The organism is Caballeronia calidae (genome assembly GCF_900044055.2).
Classification (GTDB): Bacteria; Pseudomonadota; Gammaproteobacteria; order Burkholderiales; family Burkholderiaceae; genus Caballeronia; species Caballeronia calidae.
Genome location: NZ_FCOX02000004.1, coordinates 25,886 through 50,962, shown reverse-complemented (window position 1 = coordinate 50,962; position 25,077 = coordinate 25,886). Strand labels below are relative to the sequence as shown.

The 25,077-nt window shown below is 63.2% G+C and carries 22 protein-coding genes and 2 pseudogenes; 7 read left to right on the top strand and 17 right to left on the bottom strand.

Annotated elements, in window-relative coordinates:
* Positions 1 to 108: 108 nt before the first annotated feature.
* The 5 genes and pseudogenes from AWB78_RS48200 to AWB78_RS05555 form a co-directional block, all read right to left on the bottom strand.
* Positions 109 to 591 (bottom strand): GMC oxidoreductase, encoded by a 483-nt coding sequence (locus AWB78_RS48200; RefSeq protein WP_232477628.1) that lies wholly within the window; start codon positions 589 to 591, stop codon positions 109 to 111.
* 276 nt (positions 592 to 867) lie between these two features.
* Positions 868 to 1,743, bottom strand: a pseudogene (locus AWB78_RS48195) (GMC family oxidoreductase); the annotation flags it as partial.
* Complete coding sequence (locus tag AWB78_RS05565; protein ID WP_062603059.1) at positions 1,740 to 2,057, bottom strand: cupin domain-containing protein; 318 nt, start codon at positions 2,055 to 2,057, stop codon at positions 1,740 to 1,742. The pseudogene AWB78_RS48195 and the gene AWB78_RS05565, both read right to left, overlap by 4 nt.
* Before the next feature lie 79 nt (positions 2,058 to 2,136).
* A complete protein-coding gene (locus AWB78_RS05560; protein WP_062603057.1) occupies positions 2,137 to 3,000 on the bottom strand; it encodes a glycine betaine ABC transporter substrate-binding protein in 864 nt (287 codons plus the stop codon).
* A 49-nt stretch (positions 3,001 to 3,049) separates the two neighbouring features.
* Positions 3,050 to 4,306 carry a M24 family metallopeptidase gene (locus AWB78_RS05555; protein WP_062603055.1) on the bottom strand — a complete coding sequence of 419 codons (1,257 nt, stop codon included), beginning with the start codon at positions 4,304 to 4,306 and terminating at the stop codon, positions 3,050 to 3,052.
* A gap of 161 nt (positions 4,307 to 4,467) precedes the next feature.
* Here AWB78_RS05555 and AWB78_RS05550 point away from each other — a divergent pair, with 161 nt between their 5' ends.
* Both AWB78_RS05550 and AWB78_RS05545 read left to right on the top strand, forming a co-directional pair.
* Complete coding sequence (locus AWB78_RS05550) at positions 4,468 to 5,382, top strand: LysR substrate-binding domain-containing protein (RefSeq protein WP_062603053.1); 915 nt, start codon at positions 4,468 to 4,470, stop codon at positions 5,380 to 5,382.
* Between the two features lie 253 nt (positions 5,383 to 5,635).
* Positions 5,636 to 7,063: a cytochrome P450 gene (locus tag AWB78_RS05545; protein WP_062603476.1), complete on the top strand. Its 1,428-nt coding sequence runs from the start codon at positions 5,636 to 5,638 to the stop codon at positions 7,061 to 7,063.
* Between the two features lie 57 nt (positions 7,064 to 7,120).
* Here the strand turns inward: AWB78_RS05545 and AWB78_RS49280 are convergent, their stop codons facing one another.
* From AWB78_RS49280 to AWB78_RS05515, 7 genes are all read right to left on the bottom strand, one after another.
* Complete coding sequence (locus AWB78_RS49280) at positions 7,121 to 7,249, bottom strand: hypothetical protein (RefSeq protein ID WP_269768920.1); 129 nt, start codon at positions 7,247 to 7,249, stop codon at positions 7,121 to 7,123.
* Between the two features lie 123 nt (positions 7,250 to 7,372).
* Positions 7,373 to 8,764: an LLM class flavin-dependent oxidoreductase gene (locus AWB78_RS05540; RefSeq protein ID WP_062603051.1), complete on the bottom strand. Its 1,392-nt coding sequence runs from the start codon at positions 8,762 to 8,764 to the stop codon at positions 7,373 to 7,375.
* Positions 8,765 to 8,788: 24 nt separating this feature from the next.
* Positions 8,789 to 10,084, bottom strand: coding sequence for an MFS transporter (locus AWB78_RS05535; protein WP_062603050.1), 1,296 nt, complete (start codon positions 10,082 to 10,084; stop codon positions 8,789 to 8,791).
* Positions 10,085 to 10,174: 90 nt separating this feature from the next.
* Complete coding sequence (locus AWB78_RS05530; protein WP_062603048.1) at positions 10,175 to 11,239, bottom strand: amidohydrolase family protein; 1,065 nt, start codon at positions 11,237 to 11,239, stop codon at positions 10,175 to 10,177.
* A gap of 9 nt (positions 11,240 to 11,248) precedes the next feature.
* Positions 11,249 to 11,797, bottom strand: a complete 549-nt coding sequence (locus tag AWB78_RS05525; RefSeq protein WP_062603046.1) for a flavin reductase family protein — start codon at positions 11,795 to 11,797, stop codon at positions 11,249 to 11,251.
* On the bottom strand, positions 11,794 to 12,123 hold the full coding sequence (locus AWB78_RS05520; protein ID WP_062603474.1) for a DUF4387 domain-containing protein: 330 nt from the start codon (positions 12,121 to 12,123) through the stop codon (positions 11,794 to 11,796). Before AWB78_RS05520 ends, AWB78_RS05525 begins: the two co-directional genes overlap by 4 nt.
* Entirely contained in the window at positions 12,110 to 13,495 is a 1,386-nt protein-coding gene (locus AWB78_RS05515; RefSeq protein ID WP_062603045.1) for an acyclic terpene utilization AtuA family protein, read from the bottom strand. Before AWB78_RS05515 ends, AWB78_RS05520 begins: the two co-directional genes overlap by 14 nt.
* Before the next feature lie 121 nt (positions 13,496 to 13,616).
* Between AWB78_RS05515 and AWB78_RS05510 the strand changes: the two genes are divergently transcribed.
* From AWB78_RS05510 to hisD, 3 genes and pseudogenes are all read left to right on the top strand, one after another.
* The gene (locus tag AWB78_RS05510) at positions 13,617 to 14,543 is read left to right on the top strand and encodes a LysR family transcriptional regulator (RefSeq protein ID WP_062603043.1); all 927 of its coding nucleotides are present in this window, start codon (positions 13,617 to 13,619) and stop codon (positions 14,541 to 14,543) included.
* A gap of 63 nt (positions 14,544 to 14,606) precedes the next feature.
* Positions 14,607 to 15,680 (top strand): LacI family DNA-binding transcriptional regulator, encoded by a 1,074-nt coding sequence (locus AWB78_RS05505; RefSeq protein ID WP_062603041.1) that lies wholly within the window; start codon positions 14,607 to 14,609, stop codon positions 15,678 to 15,680.
* 134 nt (positions 15,681 to 15,814) lie between these two features.
* A pseudogene (gene hisD, locus AWB78_RS05500) lies at positions 15,815 to 17,144 on the top strand (histidinol dehydrogenase).
* Between the two features lie 75 nt (positions 17,145 to 17,219).
* Here hisD and AWB78_RS05495 read toward each other — a convergent pair.
* From AWB78_RS05495 to AWB78_RS05475, 5 genes are all read right to left on the bottom strand, one after another.
* Positions 17,220 to 18,680, bottom strand: coding sequence for an NAD-dependent succinate-semialdehyde dehydrogenase (locus AWB78_RS05495; protein WP_062603039.1), 1,461 nt, complete (start codon positions 18,678 to 18,680; stop codon positions 17,220 to 17,222).
* Between the two features lie 14 nt (positions 18,681 to 18,694).
* Positions 18,695 to 20,047, bottom strand: a complete 1,353-nt coding sequence (locus AWB78_RS05490) for an MFS transporter (protein WP_062603037.1) — start codon at positions 20,045 to 20,047, stop codon at positions 18,695 to 18,697.
* Between the two features lie 62 nt (positions 20,048 to 20,109).
* Entirely contained in the window at positions 20,110 to 21,519 is a 1,410-nt protein-coding gene (locus AWB78_RS05485; protein ID WP_062603472.1) for an LLM class flavin-dependent oxidoreductase, read from the bottom strand.
* A 32-nt stretch (positions 21,520 to 21,551) separates the two neighbouring features.
* Positions 21,552 to 21,884: a DUF4387 domain-containing protein gene (locus AWB78_RS05480; protein ID WP_062603035.1), complete on the bottom strand. Its 333-nt coding sequence runs from the start codon at positions 21,882 to 21,884 to the stop codon at positions 21,552 to 21,554.
* 3 nt (positions 21,885 to 21,887) lie between these two features.
* Positions 21,888 to 23,249 (bottom strand): acyclic terpene utilization AtuA family protein, encoded by a 1,362-nt coding sequence (locus tag AWB78_RS05475; protein WP_062603471.1) that lies wholly within the window; start codon positions 23,247 to 23,249, stop codon positions 21,888 to 21,890.
* Positions 23,250 to 23,445: 196 nt separating this feature from the next.
* Between AWB78_RS05475 and AWB78_RS05470 the strand changes: the two genes are divergently transcribed.
* Positions 23,446 to 24,414, top strand: coding sequence for a LysR family transcriptional regulator (locus AWB78_RS05470; protein WP_074173385.1), 969 nt, complete (start codon positions 23,446 to 23,448; stop codon positions 24,412 to 24,414).
* A gap of 149 nt (positions 24,415 to 24,563) precedes the next feature.
* Positions 24,564 to 25,073, top strand: coding sequence for a flavin reductase family protein (locus tag AWB78_RS05465; protein WP_062603033.1), 510 nt, complete (start codon positions 24,564 to 24,566; stop codon positions 25,071 to 25,073).
* Positions 25,074 to 25,077: the final 4 nt, after the last annotated feature.

The following is a 25,077-nucleotide window of genomic DNA, read 5'->3' as shown; positions in this document are numbered from 1 at the left end:
AAGCCTCCTCCGGCTGCTGACCAAACTGGAACAGCCATTCGAAGGCATGCAGGTCCATTGACCTCAGCACCAGCGGGTGTCCTTCCAAGTTCGATCGACAGATACCAGTCAGGCAACGAACTTTGGGGGTTCGGCCTGCATCGTTGGTCTCCCGAGCAAAATATCACTTGCCCGCTCGGCCAGCATGATCGTCGCCGCATTGATGTTCGCGCTTGGCACCGACGGCATGACCGATGCGTCGATGACACGCAGTCGCTCTACCCCCTTTACTTTCAGGTCCGGACCCACGACGGCCGACTCGTCATGCTTCGCTCCCATCTTGCACGTTCCACAAGGGTGATACGCGCTCGACGCATCCAGCCTGATGAACTCGTCGATGGCAGCCGTTTCGCTCACATCGACACCCGGCATGTCCTCGCGATAGTGAAAGCGACGGAAGGCAGGTTGCCGTGCAAACAGCAGGCCGAGCCTTACCGACTCGCGCATCACGCGCCAGTCTTCCGCGGTGTCCATGTAATTCGGATCGATCGAAAGCGCGTCGCCCGCCTGCCTCGACCTGAGCCGGACACGCCCACGACTGGTCGGGCGCATCGGACCTACTCCGATGCGATATCCATTCGTGTGCCGCGTGGGTATCCAGTCCTTGTTGAAGAACACCGGAAAGAAGTGAAACTGGATATCCGGATGCGCAATGTCAGGGGCGCTCTTCAGAAAGGCGCCGACATGACACTGGTTGACAGCCGCAACACCCGACTTGAAGCCAAACCATTGCATGCCAGCCCACAGCATCCGATGAAGCTGCAGTTCGCGGTTGAGCGAAACAGGCTCCCTGGTCTCGATCTGAATATGACATTCCAGATGGTCCTGCAGATTTTCGCCGACCCCGGGCAACTCGACTCTCGGGATTATGCCGTGCTCCACCAGATGATCGACCGGCCCGATTCCCGACAACATCAGCAATTGCGGGGAACCGAATACACCCGCGCAAAGCAGCGTCTCCTTACGCGCATTGACGTTCACGACAGCGCCGCCGTGCAGCACCTTGAATCCGGTCGCGCGGTTGCCGGTGAAGTTGATCTGCTTCAGCGCGCTCTGCGTCCAGATCGCAAGTTTTCCGTCGTCCTTGCGCGAGTGAAGGTAGCCGTACGATGCGCTGTTGCGAATACCGTGATCGACGCTCATCTCGAAGCGCGACACACCCTCCTGGCGATATCAGTTCACGTCGTCGGTGAGCGGAAAGCCGGCTTCGACGCCCGCATCGAGGAAGGCCTGGTTGAGCGGACAGAGATGCTCCTGACGCTGGGCATGAATGAAACCGTCGGTGCCTCGATAAGCGCTGCTGACGTCGCTCCGCTCGATCTTCCGGAAGTACGGCAGGCAATCCTTCCAGCCCCAGTTCGTAGCGCCTTCCTGCTCCCAGCGTTCATAGTCGAGCGGATGGCCGCGAAGCCATGTCATGCCGTTGATCGATGATGAACCGCCGAGAACACGGCCACGCGGCTGCTGGATGCGGCGGTTGTCGAGGTTCCGCTGCGGCTCGGTCTCGAACCAGTAGTTGTATCGCGAGCTCGGCTTGAAAATCGATCTCAGGCCAGCGGGCATACGGATCACCCACGAATTGTCACGCGGACCTGCTTCGATCAGCAGCACCCGATTACCGGCATCGGCCAGCCGGCGCGCGAGCACGCAGCCGGCCGAGCCCGCTCCGCCGATCACATAGTCGAACTCCAAAGCCTCGCTCATGATCGAGCCCCTGTGGTTGCGCCGCGATCGTCGTGATACGTGTAGCGCGTTTCGACGGGTACGGAGATATCCCACACCGCCTGCGCACCGTCGCCGATGGAGACGAAGTCTCCGGCTTCGATGTCGAGTTGTGCGCCATGCGCGAAGGTCAGCCGAGCGCGGCCCTTTACCACGTAGAACGTCGCGCCCGGTACATAGCGATGCTGGAATACCTTGCTGTCGCAACGCCAGGTTTTCCAGTCGCCGGTCGTGCGTTCGATGTCGGCCGGCGCTCGTTCCCTGGAAATGGTCGGAATCGTGTTCGAAGCGTTCATGTCGGATGTGAAGAAAGAAGTGGGTATTGACGCAAACCGGGCGGCGAGGCGTCGTGGTTCACCGTCCTGTCGAGCCGGCTTACTTCGTCCACTGCTGAACCAGCGGACGATTCGCATCGATCCAGGCCTTGGCACCTTTCTCCGGGTTCGACACCCCTTGCTTGATGATTTCCGACATCAGGCTTCCCAGCGAGTCGTCGTCCATCTTCCATTGCTGCAACCACCGCCCGACGTCGGGATGCTGCTTCTTGAACGCTTGAGTTTCGATTCCATAGATCGAGTCTGTCGAACCGTATGCGCCTTTCGGATCCTTCAGATACTTGAGCTTGTATTTGGACCAGATCCAGTGAGGTTTCCAGAGCGTCACGACGATAGGCTCCTTGCGCTGGATCGCTCGTTCGAGCGACAGCACCATCGCGGACTCGGACGATGACTGAACGTCATAGTCGAGCTGATAGGTCGTCTTCGCTTTCTCCGTCAACTGCATGAGGCTGCTGCCGGAATCGATGCCGACGATCTTCGGGCGGCCACTGGTCGCCATGACACTTTTGCTGGCATTCAACTGGTCGATGCTGTCGACGGCAACATAGTCAGGCACAACGAGGCCCAGATTGGCCTCCTTGAACCACGGCCCGATCTGCACGACCCTGTCTTTGACCTTGTCGAACGCGGGCTTGTCGCCTGAGGGGAGCCAGACTTCGAAAGTCAGGTCGATTTTCCCCTGCGCGACGCTGTTGTAGATGAGCGCCTTGTCCGCGTTCTGCAGGCGGACCTTGATGCCCTTCTCGTCGAGAAGAAGCTTCCACATATTCGCGACGGCAATGTTCTCCGCCCAGTTGTTCACGCCGATCGTGATCGGCTCTTCGTCCGCACGCGCGATGGCGCCCGAAACGAGAAAAACTACGGGCAGCAGCCACTTGAACCAACCTGAGAACCTGGTCATTTCTACGCTTCCAATCGAGGGTTGAAATCAGCCGCGACATGCGGCGTGTTTATCGCAGCAAGGCTTCTTCGAACGGAAAAAGCGATAGCAGGCGCGTTCCCGTCTCCGTCACGAGCAACTGCTGCTCGAGCTTCACGCCTTCCTGTCCTCCCTCCTCGCCGATATAGCTCTCGACGCACAGCGTCATGCCCGGCTGGATCTCGCCGTCATAGCCCGATGCGGGGAAGTCCGCGTGATGGTAGAGGTACGGATATTCGCCGGTCATACCGCACCCGTGCGCCGACAGGTAATAGCGATTCGCGTGATACGTGTCCGGGATATTCCAGGCCTTGTCGCTGTATTCCCTGAACGTCATGCCTGGCCGGATGATCTCGATGTTGTGATGCACCTGCTCGTGAGCGAGCTTGTAGATCGTGCGCTGGTTCTCGCTCGGCTTGTCCGGCCCGGCGTGAAAGGTGCGGGAAAAGTCGGAGTAGTAGCCATGACAGCCGACGACATCGGTGTCCAGTGCGATCAGCCGGTTCGGTTCGATCACATGATTCGATGTTTCCTGAAACCACGGGTTCGTTCGGCGCCCTGCACTCAACAAGCGCGTCTCGACGTAGTCCCCGTCCTGCGCAATAACCGATTGATGCAGCACGGACCACAGTTCGTTCTCTGACATGCCTGGCCGAATCGCGTCCCGAAGCTTCCCGACCGCGACTTCCGTCGCCCGCAGGGAAGCGATGACGCACTTCAGTTCCTCCGCCGACTTGATCGCGCGCGCCATCTCGATCGGCTCCTGGGCGTCCACGAGGCGCACGCCATGCCCGGCAAGCGCAAGCGCCGCTCCGGCATTCATGCGCTCGATGCCGACCGTGGGCTCGGGTCCGACGAGTTCCGTCAGCGTGGCCGCCATGTCGGCCGCCCATGCCTTTTCCCGCGCCACGATGGCCGGGCCTGCCGCAACGAAACTGGCGGTCGACGATGCACGAACCTCGTCGATGGTCTCGAGGCCGTCGGCCAGGTGCGCGCATCCGGTGAACTCGAACAGAATCGTCCGGTTTTCCGTGACGATGAGATAGCGCGACGGCGTATTGCGGGCGCAAAAGATCTGCATGTTGCGCGCGCCTGTCGCGTACCGGATATTCACCGGGTCGCTGATGATCAAGGCGGCGATGTCGCGCTTTCGCATCTCGGCCCGGACTCTGCCAAGGCGATACGCGCGCACTGACGGAAGGTCGATGTCGGAGTCGTGCGAAGAGCGATCGAGCGATTGAATATTGGAAAGATCGTGGCGCTCGCGGTGCCAGTTCAGCGTTGTCATAGAGACATCCAAGTGGGGAAAATACCAACCTCTGGTTATGAGTCGCATCGCGCCCGCCCCGACGCTCTGAAGCGCCTGGTGCATCGCGTAGAAATCACTTTACGAGGCGCCGATTTCTCTGTACACAGATGAAATCTCATGTCCATTGATAACCACGAGTTATGAAGAGTTTGCGTCATCGCCTTCCGCCGCTGACGAGCCTGATGTTTTTCGAGGCAGCGGCTCGGACGTTGAACTTCACGCGGGCCGCCGAAGAACTGAACGTTTCGCAGGCAGCGGTGAGCAAGCAGATCCGCCAGCTCGAGGAGGGGCTCGGATTCGTGCTTTTCGAACGGGTGGGGAGACGGGTACAGCTTTCGCCGCGTGGAACGCAGCTTCATCGCAAAGTCAGCGCAGCGTTCAACTATCTCGCTGACGCCGTCGACGAGATCAGCGTCAAGCGGAGCGCGAGCATGGTGACCCTGGCCGCGAACACGGCGATCTCGCATTTCTGGCTGAGCGAGGTCATGAAGGACTTCCGTGACCGCAACCCGAGCTTCGCGGCGAGCATTCGCACGATTACATCGGATCAGCCTTCCGATGTGTTCGACGACAGCGTCGATCTGGCCGTGGCGTACGACCCAGGCCAGAGAACCGACTGGACGGCGCAGTTGTTGTTCGAGGAGGAGATATTCCCGGTGGCGAGTCCCGCGTATATCGCAAGCCATCCGCTGTCCGGTGACGGTCCGGAAGCATTGCTATCGCAGGTGCTTCTCGAGTATGAACGCATTCAGCCGAACTGGATCAACTGGGCTATCTGGTTCAAGTCGCTTGGGATTGAACCGAGCCGCGTGCGGGCGACCGAGTATGGCAACAACTACATCGTGCTTGTGGACGCGGCCGCGCAGGGACGAGGCGTGACGTTGGGCACGCGCCATCTCCTTGACGAAGAGATCCGTAGCGGAAGACTGGCACGCCTGTCGTCGCTGAGTGTGCGCCCGGGTCGCGGCTACTTCCTGATGCGCAATGACCTGCGTCCGCTCAGTTCAGAAGTTGAACAGCTCTATCACTGGATCGCCGGTTATCGAGTCGGCTGAGATATTCGCGAAGGCTCTTGTCGCCTCCTGTTATCCGTCTCGCAACCATCGTTCGGAATCACGCAACACAACGAGGCACACTCACGCCGACTTCACTGATAGGTATTCCGTGTCGGTTAGAGTCACTTAGGCGCTAACCGTGGCCAACGCTCGACGAGGAGGCTGGTCTCAGAATCGGCCGTGATCTATTCTCTACAGGAGTGTTCTTTACGCTCGTTGTCACCCCGTAGTGGCGGGCGAAGCGGAGGAAAGCATGGCAGACCTTCAACTCAAGACGACCGGGAGTTCGCGGACTGTCGCAGATCTGCCATGCCCACCGGGGTTGCCCCTGCTGGGGAATCTATTCCAGATGGCGCCCGCTAAACTTCACTTGACCCTGGAGCGTTGGGCCAAGCAATACGGTTCGCCGTTCAGGGTTCAACTCGGCACGATTCCGATAACAGTCTGGACGCAGGTGGACCTGTTTCAGACTGTCATGCGCGAGCGTCCACACCTGTATCGGCGTTTCTCGCCAATCGAATCCGCTATGACAGAACTTGGTGGAAACGGACTATTCTCTGCCGAAGGCGCGGCTTGGGAGCCGCAGCGGCGGCTCATCATGCGTGCGCTGTCCTTTTCCAATATCAAGGCTTTCTATCCGACGCTATCGGCGATTACCGAGCGCTTCCTCGTTCGCCTGCAGACCGCGGCAAAGGAGAATAGAACGCTGGAAATGACCGACGACCTCAAGCGCTACACCGTGGACGTGACAAGTACGCTTGCCTTCGGCGAGGACCCGCATACGCTCGAACAGGAGCGCGGTGTGATACAGGAACAGCTCGCGCTCATACTGCCGGCGCTCATGAGACGTGTCACGGCGCTATTTCCTTACTGGCACTATGTCACGCTGCCGGACGACCGGCGGCTCGCGCGGGCAATGGTAGAAGTGCATCGTTACGTTCAGAAAATGATTGAACGAGCGCGTGAGCGTATGCGCCAGTCTCCTGATTCGCCACCGCACAATCTGCTCGAAGCCATGCTTGCGGCGCACAACGAGCCTGATTCGACGGTGACCGATGAACTGATCTCGGCGAACGTATTGACGCTTCTGGTCGCAGGCGAAGATACGACGGCAAATGCAATTGCCTGGGCGCTGATGTATATCGCTGGGGATTCGTCTTTGCAGTATCGGCTCTTCGAACAATCATGTGCAGCACTCGGTGAATCCCGAATCTGTCCGGACTACGATTCATTAAAGCACCTCGACCTTTGCGAGGCGGTATGCAGCGAGGCTCTCAGGCTGCGGCCTGTTGCAGCCATACAGACGTTCGAGCCGCTAACCGAAGTGTGCCTGGGTGGCGTTGCCCTACCTGCGGGAACGCGCATGCTCTTCCTCACTCGCCCGGGCATGCTGGACCCGCAGAATTTCGTGCACCCAGAGGTATTCGATCCTGACCGCTGGAAACATCCCCGCGATCCTTCCGATGGTGTGCATGAACAGAAGGCTTACCTGACATTCGGCGCGGGCCCACGAGTGTGTCCGGGCCGCTATCTGGCAGGAGTGGAGATGAGACTCGTGATATCGATGTTGATGAAGCATTTCAGAATCGAACTGGCAATCGACCCGGCGGAAATTGAAGAGATTTCTGCCTTTACGATGGTGCCGAACAAGATGCCTGTGAGACTTCACCCCCTTACCTGAGTTGTCGACGGACTGACATATAGTCGCGCGTAGTGCGTCCAGGACAGTGGGACGCACTCAGCCAGGTGCTGAAGCGAAGATTTCCGAATCGGTGATTCGGTTTTTATTGTGGGCGCCCCTGTCCACCCTGCTCCGGCCGAATGCCTCGCTTTCCGGCACCGGGGCGATCAGATCAGTTTCGTTCATCTCTCAGATTCCATAGCACTTGCAAACGCTGATCCAATACGCCCGACACGTCCGCGTTGTCCACGCCGGCCGAAACAAAACACGCTTATGAAAGCCGCAGCGGCACGTCCGGCGACGAACGCGTTACGCGACCTTGATGTTCGACGTGCGCGGGTATGCCGTCTTGCGCCAATCACCCGACTTCGGAACCGGCAAGCCGAGGTTCTCGCGCAGCGTGCCGCCCGTATATTCCTTGCGGAACAGGCCGCGCCGCTGCAACTCGGGCACGACCATGCGCACGAAATCCTCGTACGCGCCGGGCACGTGCGTCGGCGCGATCACGAAGCCATCGACGGCGCCTTCGACGAACCATTGCTCCATCTGGTCGGCGACCGTCTTCGGCGTGCCGCAGAACACCGGGAATTCCTCGATACGCGCACGCTTCGAGAAATCCACGAAATCACGCACCGACGGATTCTTCTTGCCCGAGAGCGTCACGACGCGGTCGCGGAAACCGGTCCAGCCGGAGATCGCGGCCATTTCGGCATCGCTGAACGGATCGTCGTAGCCGCGCTTCGAGAAGTCGGTGTTGAGCACTTCGCAGAGCAGCGCGAGCGAATCGATCGGCTTCGCGAGCGAGTCGATGTATTCGCGTTCCTTCTGCGCGATCTCGTCCGACTCCGCCACGATCGTGTAGCACGCGGTAGAAATCTTCACGTCGTCGGGGTTGCGGCCGGCCTCGGCGAGCGCCTGCTTCATCTCCGCGTACTGCTTCTTGCCCACCGCGAAATTCGGATACACGACGAAGATGAGATCCGCCCAGCGCGACGCGAACTGACGCCCGCGCCCGCTCTGCCCGGCCTGGATCAGCACCGGATGGCCCTGCTGCGAGCGCGGCACCGTGAACGGCCCGCGCGACTTGAAGAAGCGCCCTTCATGATCCAGACGATGCACCTTCGACGCATCGGCGAAGCGGCCGCTCTCCTTGTCGAGAATCAGCGCGCCGTCTTCCCACGTGTCCCAATGACCCATCACCGTTTCGACGAACTCGTCGGCGCGGTCATAGCGCAAGTCGTGCTCGAGATGCGCGCTCTCGCCGAAGTTCGCCGCTTCCGAATCGTTCAGCGAGGTGACCACGTTCCACGCCGCGCGGCCCTTCGTCATCAGATCGAGCGTGCCGAACGTGCGCGCGATATGGAACGGTTCGTAGTACGTCGTCGAGTACGTCGCGCCGAGGCCGAGTTTCGACGTGGCCATGCCCATCGCGGTCAGGATCGAGATCAGGTCCATCTTCACGGCGCGCACGCCGTTCTCCACCGTCTGCGCATGATCGTTACCGTAGATGTCGGGCATCGCGAGGCGGTCGTCGAAGAACGCCAGATGGAACTTGCCCTCTTCCAGCGTGCGCGCGATCCGCTGGTAGTACTCGGGCGTCGTGAAGTCCTGCATCGCCGCGCTGTGACGCCACGATCCGGGATAAGTCGAGCAGTTCTGCGCCTGCAGAAAGCCAATCAACGTCATTTGCTTTTTCGTCATTTCGATATCCCTTTGAAAATGATTCTATGCGCCGACCGATACTTCATTCACGGTCTCGACGCAGTCACGTCGGCGAATCGGCGAGCGCGTCATCAGGAGGCTCACGAGCGCACCGGCCAGAGCGAGCGCACCCGCGATATAGAACGCGTTGTTGTAGCTGTGCGTGATCGCGACGACATAGCCGGTCGCAATGGGCGCGATCATCGCGAACGAGGCGCCGCCCGTGATCAGCAGGCCCGTGCCGCGTCCGACTTCCGCCGACGACGGCAACAGGTCGCCGATCAGCGCGATGTTCATCGCGAGCGCGGCCTGAGCGCCGGTCAGCGAGAGCGTGAAGACGGCGACCATGACCCACATGTCGTCGACGAAAGGCGTCGCGAGCACGACCGATGTCAGCAGCATCGACGCCGCCACCATGTTGCGCCGTCCACCTTTGCTGATCGCATCCGCGGGCAAAAGACGATCGCTCAGCTTGCCGATGGCGAGCGCGAGAATCACCGAGAGCGCGTACGGCAGCGCCGTGAAATAGCCGCTCTTCACGATGTCCAGATGCCGCTCCGTCTGCAGATAGCTCGGCAGCCACGTGAGAAACAGAAACTGCGCGTACGAACCGAACCCCTGCGTGATGAGCAGGCCCCACACGCTCACGGACTTGAGCAGATCGGGAATGGAGAGCGTCGGTCCGGTGGGCGCATCGGGCAGGCCGCCGTTGCGCTCGCGCAGAATGAGCGCGCGCTCGTTGTCGTCGATGAAAGTGGCGTACTCGGGCTTCCTGAACCACTTGAGCCAGCAGACCAGCCAGATCGCGCCGGAGCTGCCGACGAGCACGAAGCCCGTGCGCCAGCCGAACATCTGCACCGCCCAGGCGACGACGAGCGCGCCGATCGCGGGCCCGGCATACGAGCCGCTATTGAGCACCGCCGCGGCGATGCCGCGTTCGCGCGCCGGCATCCATTCGCGGATCACCTTGCCGCCCGCCGGATACGACGACGCCTCGCCCGCGCCCATCACGAGACGCGTGACGAGAATCGACATATAGCTCCACGCAAAGCCCGTCGCGACGGTGGCGGCCGAGAAGATCGCCATGCCCACGGCGTTGACGTAGCGCGTGCCCCAGCGGTCGAGCGCGAGACCCCAGATGATCAGACTCGCGAAGTATGTCCAGATGAACGACGACAGCAGGAAGCCCATTTGAATGGGGCTGATACCGAATTCGCGTGCGATCGGCTGCGCTGCCACCGACAGCGCGACGCGGTCGATGTAGTTGATGCTCGTGAGCGAAAACAGAAACAGGTAGATGAAGATGCGGCGATTTTTCATATGTCTCCTCCGAAAATCCGTACGTACGTTCGTCGTGCGCCGGACGGTCTGTGCCTTTACGGATGTGTGTGCAACGCTTGTGCCTTGCGGTTATGAGATCGCCTCCGCTGTCAGTTCCTCGATGCCGAGCGCATACACACGATTCGCCGTGCCCGCGAGCATCTCGCGGCGCGCCGCGGCCGGATAACCCGCGGACATGATCTTGAACGCGTTCCACACCGAGACGTAGTTGCAGCTGCCCTTGTCGACAGGAAAATTGCTCTCGAACATGCTGCGCTCCGCGCCGAACAGATCGATGCAGGTGCGCACGTAAGGCGTCCAGCGCTCGACGAGCTCGAGGCAGCTCGCGGGCTTCGCGGCATCGGCAAAGGCGAGGCCCGTGCGCGGCATCGCGAGACCGCCGATCTTCACGATGACGTTATCGTTCGACGCCACGCGCGCGAGCGACTTGCCCCAGGCTTCGCGCACGGCGGCGCGTTCGTTCGCATACGGCCCGATGCCGAGCGGCCCGCCGCAGTGGTTCAGCACGATCGGGAGATTCGGATGACGCCGTGCGAGCGCGGCGGCCTGATCGAGCTGCGTGTGATAGACCCAGAGATCGAGCACGAGGCCCATCTCTTCGAGAATCGCGCAGTAGCGGTCGAGCTCGGGCGCGCCGATGGTGTGTTCGTCGGGGCCATCGTGCGGCGCGGCGAACGCGGGATCGGCATGCCACGCGGCACGCACGCGCACGCCGCGCATGCGTCCCTGTCCCGCCTCGATATGCGCTTCGAGCACCGCTTGCGGATTCGCGACGAACGGATCGCCATAGGCGACGATGCCCTTCACGAGGTTCGCGTGCCCTTGCGGCAGTTGCGCGGCCTCGTTTGCCTGCGCCACCGCGAAACGCGTCTCGCCGACCGGCGCGAATCCGGCGGGCGCATCGGCGTCGAAATGCGCCTTGCATTCGACGAACACGCTCGCGAGCACGCGATGCCCGGCGCCCGCATCCGCCGCGAACTCGGGCGCGTGATAGAACGCGCTCTCGACATCCCACAGATGATGATGCGGATCGACGACCGGCAACTCGGGCTCGACGGCAGGCTCGGCGACTTGCGCGAGCCATTCGGGCCGGATGCGCGGGAAATTGCTGCGTTCATACTTCGCGTCGAACATGCGCGCTCCTTATGCGGTCAACGGCCAGAAGCCGCCGAACTGTCCGCTCAGATAGATGAGCGGGGCCGTCGGCTGCTGCGGCTCGATTGCCAGATGCTCGACCGCGCCGATCAGGATCGCGTGCGTGCCGAACTCGACCAGATCGTGCAGGCGGCACGAAATCGCCGCGACGCTGCCATCGAGCGCCGGAAGACCGGCATCGTTCGTGCGCCACGCGCCGTTCGCGAAGCGCGCATCGCCGTCCGGCTTGCGCGAAAACGCCACGGCGAGGTCGGCATGCTGCTGCGTCAGGAGGTTCACGCAGAAACGCCCGCTCATCACGAGCGCGTCGAACGCCGACGCATGCCGATTCACCGATACCACCAGCGCGGGCGGATCCATCGTCAATGAGGTGACGGCCGTGACCGTCATGCCGTGGCGCACGCCGTCGTGCACCGTCGAGACCAGCGCGACGCCGCCCGCGAGCCGGCGCATCGCCTGACGGAACGAAGTCTGCAATGCCTCGGCGGCGTCCACGCGCGAGGCGCCGGGGCGCACCTGAAGTTCGGCTTCGCTCATCGCGTGTTCTCCAGTTCGATGGGAATGTCGATGTCGAGCATCGGCGCGTGCTGCTGCGCGCCGTACACGTCCGTGTCGCCGATATCGCCCGACGAAATGACGCGCGGCAACGTCGCCTTGAACGCGCGCGCGGCGCGATACGGCGTGAACTGCACCTGCTCCGGCTTCACGTCATAGAGGCGCGCGAAGAGCTCGCGATCGAGCACGCCGGTCGCGGCGACGCGATCGTAGATCTCGTCGGTTTCGAACACGATGTCGAGCGTGACCATGAACGGCCCCGCGTTCTTGCTGCGGCAAACGCTCGCGAAATCCTTAATGGCTGGCATGACGACCTCCGACTTCTTCATAGCGGATCGGGAACAGCGAAAGCGCGTTCTCGGGCTCGATCAGATGACAAATGGAAAAGCGGTAGACCTGACCGAGATCGAGGTCGGACGGCGAAAAGGGAATCGCCATGTTTCCTTCCTTGCACAGACGGCCCGGGAACTCCGAATGCAGGATCGTCGTGCGCGCGATGGCAAGCACGGCCTTCGCGGTATCGCGGTCCTGCGCGACCACTTCGGCGACGATCGCCGTTTCGTGCGGATGACGCGCCTCGACCGGCATTGGCTCGCGTTCGCCCATCACGCCGTTGCGGCCGTAGACGCGGAAGTTGAGTGTGTAGCTGTCCGACGGCGCGCCGAAGGCGGTCGCCTTCTCGTCGACGATCTCGCGCGCCCGCGCGAGGTAGCGGTCCATCTGCGCCTGCAGGACCGGGTCGCGTGTCGCGCACAGCGTGATCACGCGATGCCCGCGCGCTTCGACGCCTTCTAGCTTCACCGTGTACTTCGCGGGACGCCAGCGCATGCCGGACACGCGCACGGCGCGCTCCGTGACGGCTTCGAACTCGCATTCGGACGTGTCCAGCATGCCGCCGGGTTCATGATGATGAATCGGGCTGCTGTTCTCATGCAGCGCGAAGTACGCGACCGAGCGCGGTGTGCAGGCCTGATCGGGGTGCATCGGTTCGAGCTCGACATGATCCTTGCGGATCGTCGCGAGCAGGCAGCCTTCGCGCTTCGGCAATGCGGGCTCCGCGCCGCATTCGAGCATCTTTCCGGCGTACCAGCCGAGCTCGGGCGGGAAGCCCGCGCGGATCGCCATCGCGGCCCACGGCGCGGGATCGGTGCTGCGGCCCGAGAGAATCACTTGCGCGCCTGCATCGAGCGCGGCGATATACGGCTCCGGTCCCATCGCGCCGACCACGCGCACGGCCTCTTCGACGAGTTCGGGCGTCATCTGCGGAAGGCCGTACAGCGGCCGCGTCTTGCCCGCGTTCACGTGTTCGAGCAGCACGTCCTTGGGCAATTCCGAATTGATCACGGCGAGCTTGAATGACAGACTTTCTTCCTGCGCGATCTCCTTGACGATGTCGATCATCATCTGGAGATGCGGATCGCCGCCCGCGCCGCCGCATGTGCTGACGATCACCGGAATGCCGCGCGGAACAGCGGCGGCGAGCATGATGCGCATGTCGCGCTTGGTCGCCATGCGCGAGGTGAACGATTCACCCGATGCGAGATAGTACGGTCCCGGATCGGAACTGCCGCCATCGGCGCCGATGAGATGCGGCTTGCGTTCGAGGCCCGCTTCGAATGCGCTTTGCGCGAAGCCGTAGCCGAGTATCGCTGTAGTGCTGAGCAATCTGAGTTCTTCCATTGCGCTGTTGTCTCCGTTGTGCTCCTGAATGGAATCAAGCGTAATCAGATGGACCGCGAACTGCTCGCATACCTGTTATGCATATCGGGCGAGATCGTCCGATACGAGAGGAGAACGGCAAGTGGAGTTGAAGCAGCTCAGGTATTTCATGGTCGTGGCGCGCGAGGGCAGCGTCTCGCGCGCCGCCGCGATACTCGGCGTCAGCCAGTCGATGCTCACGCGGCACATCCAGATGCTCGAGCAGGAGCTCGGGCCACCGCTGCTCTATCGGCACGGACACGGCATGTCGCTGACCGAGGCGGGACAGAAGTTCCTCGCGCGCGCGAGCGATATCCTCGAACGCAGCGACGAAGCCGTGAATCACATGCAGGCGATGCGCGCCGTTCCCGGCGGCACCGTGACGATGGGCATTCCGCCGATGCTCGGCGACCTTCTGCTGGTGCCGCTCGTGCGGCGTTTTCGCGCGGAGTTTCCCGATGTGCGGCTGCGCATGCGCGAGGGCTTGAGCGGTTACATGCTCGAATGGCTGCTGAGCGGGCAACTGGATATCGGCGTGCTGTACAACATCGGGCCGCACAGCACGATCAGCATCGAGCCGCTCCTGTCCGACGATCTCCTGCTCATCGGACCGCCCGACGCGACCGTGCTCGAACGCGCGATGGAGCCGATCCGCCTGGCTGAAGCCGTCGAGCTGCCGTGGATTCTGCCGGCGCGCCCGCACGGTATGCGCACGCTCGTCGAGGATGCCGCGACGAGTCGCTCGCTTGCGCTCAACATCGCCTTCGAGATCGACGCGATGATGGCGATCCTCGAGCTCGTCGAAGCGGGTCAGGGCTTCTCCGTCGCGCCGTATGCGGCGGTGCGGCGCCGCATCGAGAGCGGCACGCTGAAGGCGCGGCCCATCGTCGAACCGACATTGCCGGGCGTGCTGTCCATCGCATTCTCGCCGAAGAAGGAAGCGACGCTCGCGATGAAGGCGCTGTATCGAATCGTGCGCCAGGAAACGGACGCGCTCGTCCGTGCGGGCGTGTGGCGCTCGATTGCGTGAGGCATACTGTCGGCGCGCGCGATTCCGCGCGCCTGCCGATAGCCCGTCACGAGAACGTCCGCCATGTCCGATGCCCCGCCCGACCGCCGCCCCGCCACTGCGCACGACGTAGCGAAGGCCGCGGGCGTGTCGCAATCGGCCGTATCGCGCGCGTTCACGCCGGGCGCGAGCGTGTCGCCGGCCACGCGCGAGCGCATCGTCGCGGCGGCGCGCGCGCTGGGTTACCGGCCGAATCTCGTCGCGCGCTCGCTCATCACGGGGCGCGCGAATCTCATCGGCGTGACGGTGCCGGCGAACGCGAATCCCTTCTATCACGCCGCGCTCAATGCGCTCACCGCCGCCTTCGCGCGCGCGGGCTACGGCGTGCTGATGTTCACGAGCGACCCGTTGCGCGGCTCCGATCCCGTGCTCGAAGAAGTGCTGCGCTATCGCGTGGACGCGCTCGTGCTCATCTCGACCAGCCTGTCCTCGCATTTCGCCGACGAGTGCATGAACATCGGCCTGCCGGTCGTCATGTTCAACCGCAAGACCGACAGCGACGCCGCGTCCAGCGTGACCGGCCAGAACCGCGAGGGCGCGCGCACCATCGCGGCGTTTCTGCACGCGGGCAGGCACAAGCGTTATGCGTATGTCGCGGGCCTCGAAAGCTCGTCGACGAGCCGCGACCGAGAGGAAGGCTTCTTCGAAACCTTGCGCGAGAAAGGCGTGAAGGCGATCGAGCGGCGCGTCGGGCAATACACGGCGGCCGGCGCGGAGGAAGCGGTCGTGTCGCTGCTCTCTGCGAGCAAGCCGCCCGACGCCATCTTCTGCGCGAACGATCACATGGCGCTTGCGGCGATCAGCGTCGCGCGCGTGCGTTTCGGACTGAACGTGGGCGAGGACGTGTCGATCGTCGGCTTCGACGATATCGACATGGCGCGTTGGCCGGTCTTCGATCTCACGACCTTCAGCCAGCCGCTCGACGACATGGTGCGGCGCGCGGTCGCCGCGGTGCTCGACCAGCTCAACGGCACGCTCGACACGGCGCTTCACGATGAGGCTCCGGGACGCCTGATCGTGCGCGGCTCGGCCCGCAAACCGCGCACCGGCCTCGCGACAGCCGACGACGGCGCCCTCACCTGGCCGATGCGCGGGTAAACCGCAGCGTCGCGTTCCGTCGACAGCGCTTGCCGGCCGCATCGAAAACGACTAATCTTCATTCTTGTTGCATACGTATGCACTTCTTGTTTTGCATACGTATGCAAATTATCGGACACCAACCAGGAGATTTCATGGCCCAATGGCTCAAGCATGGCGCGACAGCGGAAGTGATCAAATCCGCGGCCAGGGAAGTGCGCGAAACTGTGGAGGCGACGCTCGCCGATATCGAAGCGCGCGGCGACGCCGCGATCCGCGATCTGTCGATCCGCTTCGACAAGCTCGATCGCGAGGACTATCGCCTCACGCAAAAGGAAATCGACGACTGTCTCTCGCAACTCTCCGCGCGCGATATCAAGGACATCGAGTTCGCGCAGACGCAGGTGCGCAACTTCGCGCGTCATCAGCGCGATTCGATCAAGGACATCGAAGTCGAAACGCTGCCGGGCGTGATCCTCGGCCATCGCAACATTCCGGTGAACGCGGCGGGCTGCTACGTGCCGGGCGGGAAGTATCCGCTGCTGGCGTCGGCGCATATGTCGGTGATCACCGCGCAGGTGGCGGGCGTGCCGCGCATCATCACCTGCGCGCCGCCGTTCCAGGGCAAGCCCGCGCCCGCGATCGTCGCCGCGCAGCACATGGCCGGCGCGCACGAGATTCTACTGTCTCGGCGGCATTCAGGCGGTCGGCGCGATGGCAATCGGCACGGCGAGCATCGCGCCCGTCGACATGCTGGTCGGGCCGGGCAACGCGTTCGTCGCGGAAGCGAAGCGCCAGTTGTTCGGGCGCGTGGGCATCGACCTGTTCGCGGGTCCGACCGAGACGCTCGTGATCGCCGATGAAACCGTCGACGGCGAAATGTGCGCAACCGATCTGCTCGGACAAGCCGAGCACGGCCCGGACTCCCCCGCCATCCTGCTCACGACGTCGGAAAAGCTCGCGAAGGAAACGATGGCCGAGGTCGAGCGTCTGCTGGGCATCCTGCCGACCGCGGATATTGCGCGCAAGTCGTGGGCGCAGTTCGGCGAAGTGATCCTCGCGGAGTCGGACGAGGAGATGGTGAAGATCGCCAACGATATCGCCTTCGAACACGTCCAGGTCATGACGCGCGACCCCGACTACTTCCTCGCGAACCTGACCAACTTCGGCGCGCTGTTCCTCGGCCCGCGCACCAACGTCTCGTATGGCGACAAGGTGATCGGCACGAACCACACGCTGCCGACGAAGAAGGCCGCGCGTTATACGGGCGGCTTGTGGGTCGGCAAGTTCATCAAGACCTGCACGTATCAGAAGGTGCTGACGGACGAAGCATCGGCGCTGGTCGGCGAGTACTGCTCGCGGTTGTGTGCGCTCGAGGGCTTTGCGGGGCATGGCGAGCAGGCGAATCTGCGGGTGCGGCGTTATGGCAAGCGTGATGTGCCTTACGCGAGTGCGGTGCAGGAAAGCGCGGCTACGGCGCTCTGACGCGACGAACCGCACGCCGCGCTTCGGTCCCGGCGCGGCGTGCGGTTCGTGGCTCACGACAGGCTCGCGGGCGGCTCAGACCGCGACGCAGAGGTACTTGATGACGACGTAGTCGTCGATGCCGTAATGCGAGCCTTCACGCCCGAGGCCCGACTGCTTCACGCCGCCGAACGGCGCGACTTCGTTCGAGATCAGCCCGGTGTTGATGCCCACCATGCCGTATTCGAGCGCTTCGGCCACGCGCCACACGCGGCCGGCATCGCGGCTGTAAAAGTACGCCGCGAGACCGAACTCGGTGTCGTTGGCCATGCGCACGACTTCATCGTCGGATGAGAATCTGAACACCGGCGCGAGCGGGCCGAAGGTTTCTTCCTTCGCCACCTTCATGTCGGGCGTGACGTTCGCGAGCACGGTCGGCTCGAAGAAGCCGTGACCGAGCGCGTGACGCTTGCCGCCCGTGACGAGCGTCGCGCCTTTCGAAAGCGCGTCCTCGATGTGTGATTCGACCTTCTTCAACGCCGCTTCGTTGATGAGCGGTCCGAGCGTCACGCCGCTTTCCGTGCCGTCCCCCACCTTCATCCTGCCGACGGCCGCGGCGAGCTTCTGCACGAATGCGTCGGCGACGTTGTCGTGTACATAGAAGCGGTTCGTGCACACGCAGGTCTGCCCGCTGTTGCGATACTTCGATGCGATCGCGCCTTCCACCGCGGCGTCGAGATCGGCGTCGTCGAACACGATGAAGGGCGCATTGCCGCCAAGCTCCAGCGACACCTTCTTGACCGTCGGCGCGCTTTGCGCCATCAGCAAACGGCCCACGGCGGTCGAGCCGGTGAACGAGAGCTTGCGCACGAGCGGGTTGCTGGTCATCTCCTCGCCGATGGCTTTCGGATCGCCCGTGACGATCGACAGCACGCCCTTCGGCACGCCCGCGCGTTCGGCCAGCACGGCCATTGCGAAGGCGGAGAACGGCGTCGCTTCGGCTGGCTTAACGACGATCGGACAGCCGGCCGCAAGCGCCGGACCGACCTTGCGCGTGATCATCGCAGCCGGGAAGTTCCACGGCGTGATCGCCGCGCAGACGCCGATCGGCTCCTTCGTCACGACGATGCGCTTGTCGGCGGCAGGCGTCGCGAGCGTATCTCCCGCGACGCGCTTGCCCTCCTCCGCGAACCATTCGATGAACGACGCGGCATACGCGATCTCGCCCTTCGCTTCCGCGAGCGGCTTGCCCTGCTCCGTCGTGAGAATGAGCGCGAGATCGTCGGCGTTGGCGATCATCAGGTCGTACCAGCGTCGCAGGATCGCCGCGCGTTCCTTCGCGGTCTTCCCGCGCCATGCGGGCCATGCGGCATTCGCCGCCTCGATCGCGCGGCGCGTTTCCGCGGCGCCCATCTTCGGGGCCGCGCCCACCGAATCGCCCGTCGCGGGATTCAACACATCGAAGGTCTCGCCGTTGTCGGCCTGCTTCCATTCGCCGTCGATGTAGGCGGCATGGCGCAGCAGCGCCGGGTCTTTGAGTCGGGTTGCAAGGGTCATCGTTTTCAGGGGATTCAGTTGGTAACGGCGCCGCGTGCGTAGCGAGCTGCTTCATCGGCGCGCGCGCCGGCGGCATCCTGCTCTTCGAGCGTCGCGAGTTCCACGCCGGCCGCTTCGCGCAGCGGAATGATCGCGACGACCGAGATGATCGCCAGCAGCACGATGTAGCCGACGAGCGGCCAGTACCCGCCCGCCCATGCGATCAGCATGGCTGCGATCACAGGCGTCGGGCCGCTCCACGATACGGTCGCGAGCTGATACGCAAGCGACACCCCGCTGTAGCGCACGCCCGATGCATACTGCTCCGCGAAGAGGCTCGGCTGCGCGGCCTGCACGGAGCCTTCGCCGATAGCCATCGCCAGGCTCATCGCGAGCACGATCATCGGATAGCTGCCGGTGTTGAGCAACAGGAAATACGGGTAGATGAACAGGCCGAGAAAGATCATTCCGCCCATGAACACCTTCTTGCGGCCGATGCGATCGGAGATCGCGCCGAAAGTCGGATGCGCGACGAGCGTGCACGCGGCGGCGATCATCAGCGCACGCAATGCGTCGCTTCTCGGCAGGTGCAGGTTCTGCGTCAGATACACGAGCGAATACACGGCGACGACATAGAATCCGGCGCATTGCACGGCCTGCGATGCGACAAGCAGAAAGGTCGAACGCTTGTGGCGCCTGAGCAGCGTCGCGATCGGCACGCTTGGCGTTTCATGCGCGCGGCGCAGACGCTCGATGCTCGGCGATTCCGCGAGCCTGCGGCGAATGACGATGCCCACCACGACGAGAATCCCCGAAAGCAGGAACGGCACGCGCCAGCCCCATGCCGCGAACTGCTCGGCGGTCGTGAGCGCGGTGGTCGCGGCCATTGCGCCGGTCGAGAGAATCAGCGCGCCGGGAATGCCCATCTGCGGCCAGCTCCCGTAGAAGCCGCGCTTCTTCGCGGGCGCGTGCTCGATCACCATCAGCGTCGCGCCGCCCCACTCGCCGCCGACCGCGAAACCCTGCACGAAACGCAGCGCCGTCAGCATCACCGGCGCGGCGATGCCCGCGCTCGCATAGGTCGGCAACAGGCCGATCAGGAAGGTGACGCCGCCCATCATCGTGAGACTGAGGACGAGCATCGCCTTGCGGCCGATGCGGTCGCCGAAATGCCCGAACACCGCGCCGCCCACCGGCCGCGCGATGAAGCCCACCGCGAAGCTCGCGAGCGACGCGATGGTGCCCGCGACCGGATCGAAGGTCGGGAAGAAAAGTTTGCTGAACACGAGCGCCGCTGCCGACGCAAAGATAAAAAAGTCGTACCACTCGAGCGTGGTGCCGATGGTGCTCGCGAGCGCCACACGCCGGATATCGGCGATTTCTGCCATGTCTGTCTCCAGATGCGTTGCGCCCGGTCACGTGCCGGGCGCTTGTTCTAGCCTTGTCTTGCTTAGCCTGTCTTGCGCATCGGCTCGCCATTCACGCCGGCGAACGCCTGCTCCCGCCACTCGCCGGCATTCGGACGGGCCAGACCGAGATTTTCCCGCAGCGTCGAGCCATCGTAGTCCTTGCGAAACACGCCACGCCGCTGCAACTCCGGCACGACCTGGCGCACGAAGTCCTCATATCCGCCCGGCACGTGCGTCGGCGAAATCACGAAGCCGTCGCAGCCGCCTTCGACGAACCATTGCTCCATCTGATCGGCAACCGTCTTTGCGGTGCCGGCAAACACAGGAAACTCATTCAGACGCGCACGGTTCGAGAACTCGACGAAGTCGCGCACCGACGGGTTCTGCTTGCCCGACAACATCACGACGCGATCGCGAAAGCCGGTCCAGCCCGAGATCGCCTTCATCTCTTCGTCGGTAAACGGCGCGTCATAGTCGCGCTTCGAGAAGTCCGTGTTGAGCACTTCGCACAGCAGCGTGAGCGAGTCGATGGGCCGCGCGAGCGAATCGATGTATTCGCGCTGCTGCTGGGCGATCTCATCCGATTCGGCGACCACCGTATAGCACGCCGTCGCGACCTTCACCTTCGCGGGATCGCGCCCCGCCGCCACGACCGCCTGCTTCGTCTCCGCGTATTGTTTCTTGCCTGCCGCGAGATTCGGATACACCACGAAAATCAGCTCGCCCCAGCGCGATGCGAATGCGCGCCCACGACCGCTCTGCCCCGCCTGAATCAGCACAGGATGGCCCTGCTGCGAACGCGGCACCGTGAGCGGCCCGCGCGAACTGAAGTACTCGCCTCGATGGTCGAGACGATGCACCTTGGCCGGATCGGCGAAGCGGCCGCTCTGCTTGTCGAGAATCAGCGCGTCGTCTTCCCACGAGTCCCAGTGGCCCATCACGGTTTCGAGGAACTCGTCCGCGCGATCGTAGCGCAGGTCGTGTTCCAGATGCATCTCGCGGCCGAAGTTCGCCGCTTCCGAATCGTTCAGCGACGTCACGACATTCCACGCGACGCGGCCCTTCGTCATCAGGTCGAGCGTCGCGAAATGGCGCGCGATGTGATACGGCTCGTAGTACGTCGTCGAATAGGTCGCGCCGAGGCCGAGGTGCGTCGTGGCCATCGCCATTGCGGTGAGAATCGGCGACGGGTCCATCTTCACGGCACGCACGCCATGCTCGACGGTTTGCGCGTGATCGTCGCCGTAGATATCGGGCATCGCGAGGCGGTCGTCGAAGAACGCGAGATGGAACTTGCCTTCTTCCAGCGTGCGCGCGATGCGCTGGTAATACTCCGGCGACATGAAGTCCTGCATCGCGCCGCTGTGACGCCAGGAGCCGGGATAGGTGGAGCAGTTCTGCGCCTGCAGGAAACCGATGAGCGTCATCTGACGCGAAGTGTCGTGTGCCATGTCGTACATGCCTCCTCTTGCTTTCGGCGCGCTCAGACGCCGGGAATCTCGATCGTCAGCAGCGGTGCATGCTGCTGCGCGCCGAACGTGTCGCGCTCGCCCACGCTGCCCTGCGCCCACGAGCGCTTCAGCGTGAGCTTGAATGCGCGCGCCGGGTCGAAGAACATCAAGGTCACGATGTCTTCCTTCGTCACGTTGTAGAGCCTGCAGATCAGCGCTTCGGTCAGTACGCCGCTTGCCTTCACGCGTTCGTATAGCGGAACGTCGTCGAAGATCACGTCGAACGTGATCTCGAACGGGCCCGAGTTCTTGCTGCGCACGACCTTGGCCAGATCGCGCAGTGTTTTCGTTTGCGTTGCGCTCATTGCTCAGATCTCCACGATCTCAATCGGAAACAGCGACTCGGCCGAGTCGATCTTCATCACGTGATAGACCGTGAACCTGCACACCGGACCGATGGGGTTCTCAGGCGGATTCAACGGAATCGCGAAGTTGCCGGCGGTCGCGACCTGGCCCGGATACGGCGTGTGCAGCACGTCGATGCGCACGCTGCTGCAAATCGCATTCGCCAGGTCCTGATTCGCGGCGGTCACTTCGCCGAGCAGGCCGATCTCATGCGGCACCGCGTTCACGAGCGGCTCGAAGCTGCCCATCACGCCGTTCTTGCCGTAGACGTGGAAGTTGAGCGTCGCTTCGCCCGAGCGCAGTTCGGGATAGGTCTCTTCTGCTTCCTGCTTGACGCGTTCGAGAAAATCGTCGATCTGCTCGATCAGGATCGGATCGCGAATCCCGCCGATGAAGATCGTGCGCATGCCCACCACGCCCGCGCCTTCGAGCTTCACCGTGTAATCGTCAGCGGGAATGAAGCGGCTGCCGCGCACGCGCACGGCGCGATCGGTGATCTGTTCATACGTGGCTTCGCGCAGATCGAGCACGCCGCCGGGGCCGGTCAGGAGATCGGGGCGCGTCTTTTCATAGAGCGTATGCGCCGCCACCGACGCGGGCGTGCAGCGCTCGCGCGGGCTCATCGGTTCGAGGTCGAAGCTGTCGCGGCGGATCGTCGCGAGAATCACCTTGCCTTTCGGCTCCGCGCAGTTCGCGCCGCACTCGACGATCTTGCCCATGTGCCAGTAGATGCCCGGATCGATTCCGTGCAGCATGCACAGGCCCGCGAACGGCGCGGGATCGTACGCACGGCCCGCGACGATGATGTCGAGATCCGGATGCTCGCGCAGCGCCTTCGCAAAAGGCTCGGCGCCCATCTGCGCGACGATGTGCGACGACGCGCCCACATCCGACACCTGCAACTCCGGCGCCGATGCGCAGGGCGTGATGCGCCCTTCGCTCAACGCATCGCGAACGTACGAAGGATCGACGTCCGAATAAATCTTCGCGACCTTGAAGCGATATCCTTCCCGATTCGCGATCTCCGCGATCACATCGACCATGAAATCGACGTGCTCGCGAATGCCCGGCCCGCCCGCCGAACTGATGTAGATGGGAATCTTGCGCGTGGCGCACGCTTCGAGCATCAGCGACAGATCGCGCAGATACGCCTCGCGTGTCACCAGTGTCTTCGGCAAGCCGAGCAGATAAGGGCCGGGGTCGGTGGAGCCGCCATCGACGATCATCGCGTCGGGCGCGCGTTCGATGCCGCGCCAGAAGTCGGCCGCCGGGATGCCGTAGCCCAGGATGCCGTTCGGCGTCAGAATCTTGATTTCATCCTTCATGAAGTCTCCTTGCGAGTCTTTCTTTCGATGCATACGCGCCGCATGCTTCGGCACGGACGCGAGAGGCGCGGCGTGCGGTGCGTGGCCGATACATTCGGTCTGCAATCGATTATGTCGACGGTGCCGCTGCGACACTATTTGCTTTATGAGATAGACTCATAGACATTCCTGATAAAACCAACGGAGACTTACCGTCATGGCGCCCGACAAGCCGGACGAGGGCGCGCACGCCGCGGCGCCGCTCACGCTGCGCTTCGATCTCGTCGAGCTGGAGACCTTTCTCGCGGTCGTCGAACTCGGCAGCTTCAGTTCCGCCGCCAAACGCCTGCACATTTCCCAGCCGTCCGTCACGGCGCGCGTGCAGCGCCTCGAATCGACCCTGAAGACGCGCCTGCTCGTGCGCACGACGCGTCACGTGAACCCCACGCCCGCGGGAAAGCGTTTGCGCGAGCACGCCGAGATCGCATTGCGCGACCTGCGCAAGCTCCTGCAGGAATTCCAGGCCGACGCCGAGGCCGCGCGCCTTCGCGTGGTCGTCGCCGCGACGCCGATGATCGCGGCCGTCATGCTGCCCTCGCTGATCCATTCGTTCTGCCAGCGCTATCCCGACGTGCAGATCCAGCTGCGCGACCTCCAGTACGAGGATGTCGTCGCGAAGATCGAGAGCAACGAAGCGGATCTCGCGGTCGTCGCGTTCGACAATGATTCGAGCAAGCTCAGTTTCGAGGCGCTCTCCGAGGAAGACATGCTGGTCGTCGTGCCGAAGACGCATCCGCTCGCCGAAGCTGGCAAGGTAACGCTGGAGCAGCTCGCGCAAATCCCGCTGATGCTGCTCGACCGTTATTCGATGCTGCGCGATACCCTCGCCGACGAGTTCGCGAAGCGCGGCCTTTCGCTTCGGCCGATGCATCACGCCGCCAACCTGAGCACGCTGCTCGGCATGGTGGACGCGGGGCTCGGCGCGACCTTCCTGCCGCGCTCGATGGCGCAGCGCTACGCGCGCGACACCCGCGCCACGCTGCAGGTGGCCGACGTGAACCTGATGCGCAGCTTCGGCATCCTGCGCTCGCGCGACGCGGATCTGAGTGCGGCCGCACTGAGTTTCGTGCGTCATTTGCAGGCGAATTTCGGCGCGACCCTGACGAGCGACGCGCCGCAGCCGTGATGCGGACGATGCGCCTATCAATGCGCGCATCTATCCGTTTTGCCGATGAATCCATCGCGACATCGAAATTGTTCTGCGGAGCGCCCGACCCTAGACTGGCGTCATGGAGTGCATCAAGCCGTGCGCTCATCTCATCCGGAGACTCTTTCATGACGCTCAAGAACAACCAGACCTTCCGTGACGCGCTTTCGGCCTTCCCGAGCGGCGTCACCATCGTCTCGACGACCGACGAAAAAGGCCGTCACTGGGGCTTTACCGCCAGCTCGTTTTCGTCCGTGTCGATGAACCCGCCGCTGGTGCTCGTATGCATCGCCAACACGGCGGATTCGCACGCGGCGTTCGTCAAGGCGCAGCGCTACGCGATCAACATCCTGTCGCAGGAGCAGAAGGACATCGCGATGCATTTCGCGCGCAAGGGCGTCGACAAGTTCGGTCCGCACGCGTTTCGCTACGGCACCGACGACAACCCGCATCCGCCGATGCTGCCGGGCTCGATGGCCTCGCTCGTGTGTGTCGCGCGTGACGTGCATGAAGCGGGCGACCATACCGTGCTGATCGGCGAGATTCAGGACGTCGAGCTCGGCGAGGCCACGCCGCTCGTCTATTACAACCGGGGTTTTCGCAATCTCGAACTCGAAACCGCAGACTCTCTCGCCTGAGCCC

Excerpts from the sequence above, each read along its gene's own strand:
- AWB78_RS05535 (WP_062603050.1), bottom strand. The coding sequence starts at position 10,084 with ATGAAAAATCGCCGCATCTTCATCTACCTGTTTCTGTTTTCGCTCACG.
- AWB78_RS05470 (WP_074173385.1), top strand. The coding sequence starts at position 23,446 with ATGGCGCCCGACAAGCCGGACGAGGGCGCGCACGCCGCGGCGCCGCTC.
- AWB78_RS05490 (WP_062603037.1), bottom strand. The coding sequence starts at position 20,047 with ATGGCAGAAATCGCCGATATCCGGCGTGTGGCGCTCGCGAGCACCATC.
- AWB78_RS05540 (WP_062603051.1), bottom strand. The coding sequence starts at position 8,764 with ATGACGAAAAAGCAAATGACGTTGATTGGCTTTCTGCAGGCGCAGAAC.
- AWB78_RS05555 (WP_062603055.1), bottom strand. The coding sequence starts at position 4,306 with ATGACAACGCTGAACTGGCACCGCGAGCGCCACGATCTTTCCAATATT.
- AWB78_RS49280 (WP_269768920.1), bottom strand. The coding sequence starts at position 7,249 with ATGAACGAAACTGATCTGATCGCCCCGGTGCCGGAAAGCGAGGCATTC.
- AWB78_RS05560 (WP_062603057.1), bottom strand. The coding sequence starts at position 3,000 with ATGACCAGGTTCTCAGGTTGGTTCAAGTGGCTGCTGCCCGTAGTTTTT.
- AWB78_RS05515 (WP_062603045.1), bottom strand. The coding sequence starts at position 13,495 with ATGGAAGAACTCAGATTGCTCAGCACTACAGCGATACTCGGCTACGGC.
- AWB78_RS05480 (WP_062603035.1), bottom strand. The coding sequence starts at position 21,884 with ATGAGCGCAACGCAAACGAAAACACTGCGCGATCTGGCCAAGGTCGTG.
- AWB78_RS05475 (WP_062603471.1), bottom strand. The coding sequence starts at position 23,249 with ATGAAGGATGAAATCAAGATTCTGACGCCGAACGGCATCCTGGGCTAC.
- AWB78_RS05520 (WP_062603474.1), bottom strand. The coding sequence starts at position 12,123 with ATGCCAGCCATTAAGGATTTCGCGAGCGTTTGCCGCAGCAAGAACGCG.
- AWB78_RS05525 (WP_062603046.1), bottom strand. The coding sequence starts at position 11,797 with ATGAGCGAAGCCGAACTTCAGGTGCGCCCCGGCGCCTCGCGCGTGGAC.
- AWB78_RS05465 (WP_062603033.1), top strand. The coding sequence starts at position 24,564 with ATGACGCTCAAGAACAACCAGACCTTCCGTGACGCGCTTTCGGCCTTC.
- AWB78_RS05550 (WP_062603053.1), top strand. The coding sequence starts at position 4,468 with ATGAAGAGTTTGCGTCATCGCCTTCCGCCGCTGACGAGCCTGATGTTT.
- AWB78_RS05495 (WP_062603039.1), bottom strand. The coding sequence starts at position 18,680 with ATGACCCTTGCAACCCGACTCAAAGACCCGGCGCTGCTGCGCCATGCC.
- AWB78_RS05485 (WP_062603472.1), bottom strand. The coding sequence starts at position 21,519 with ATGGCACACGACACTTCGCGTCAGATGACGCTCATCGGTTTCCTGCAG.
- AWB78_RS05505 (WP_062603041.1), top strand. The coding sequence starts at position 14,607 with ATGTCCGATGCCCCGCCCGACCGCCGCCCCGCCACTGCGCACGACGTA.
- AWB78_RS05530 (WP_062603048.1), bottom strand. The coding sequence starts at position 11,239 with ATGTTCGACGCGAAGTATGAACGCAGCAATTTCCCGCGCATCCGGCCC.
- AWB78_RS05565 (WP_062603059.1), bottom strand. The coding sequence starts at position 2,057 with ATGAACGCTTCGAACACGATTCCGACCATTTCCAGGGAACGAGCGCCG.
- AWB78_RS05545 (WP_062603476.1), top strand. The coding sequence starts at position 5,636 with ATGGCAGACCTTCAACTCAAGACGACCGGGAGTTCGCGGACTGTCGCA.
- AWB78_RS48200 (WP_232477628.1), bottom strand. The coding sequence starts at position 591 with ATGCGCCCGACCAGTCGTGGGCGTGTCCGGCTCAGGTCGAGGCAGGCG.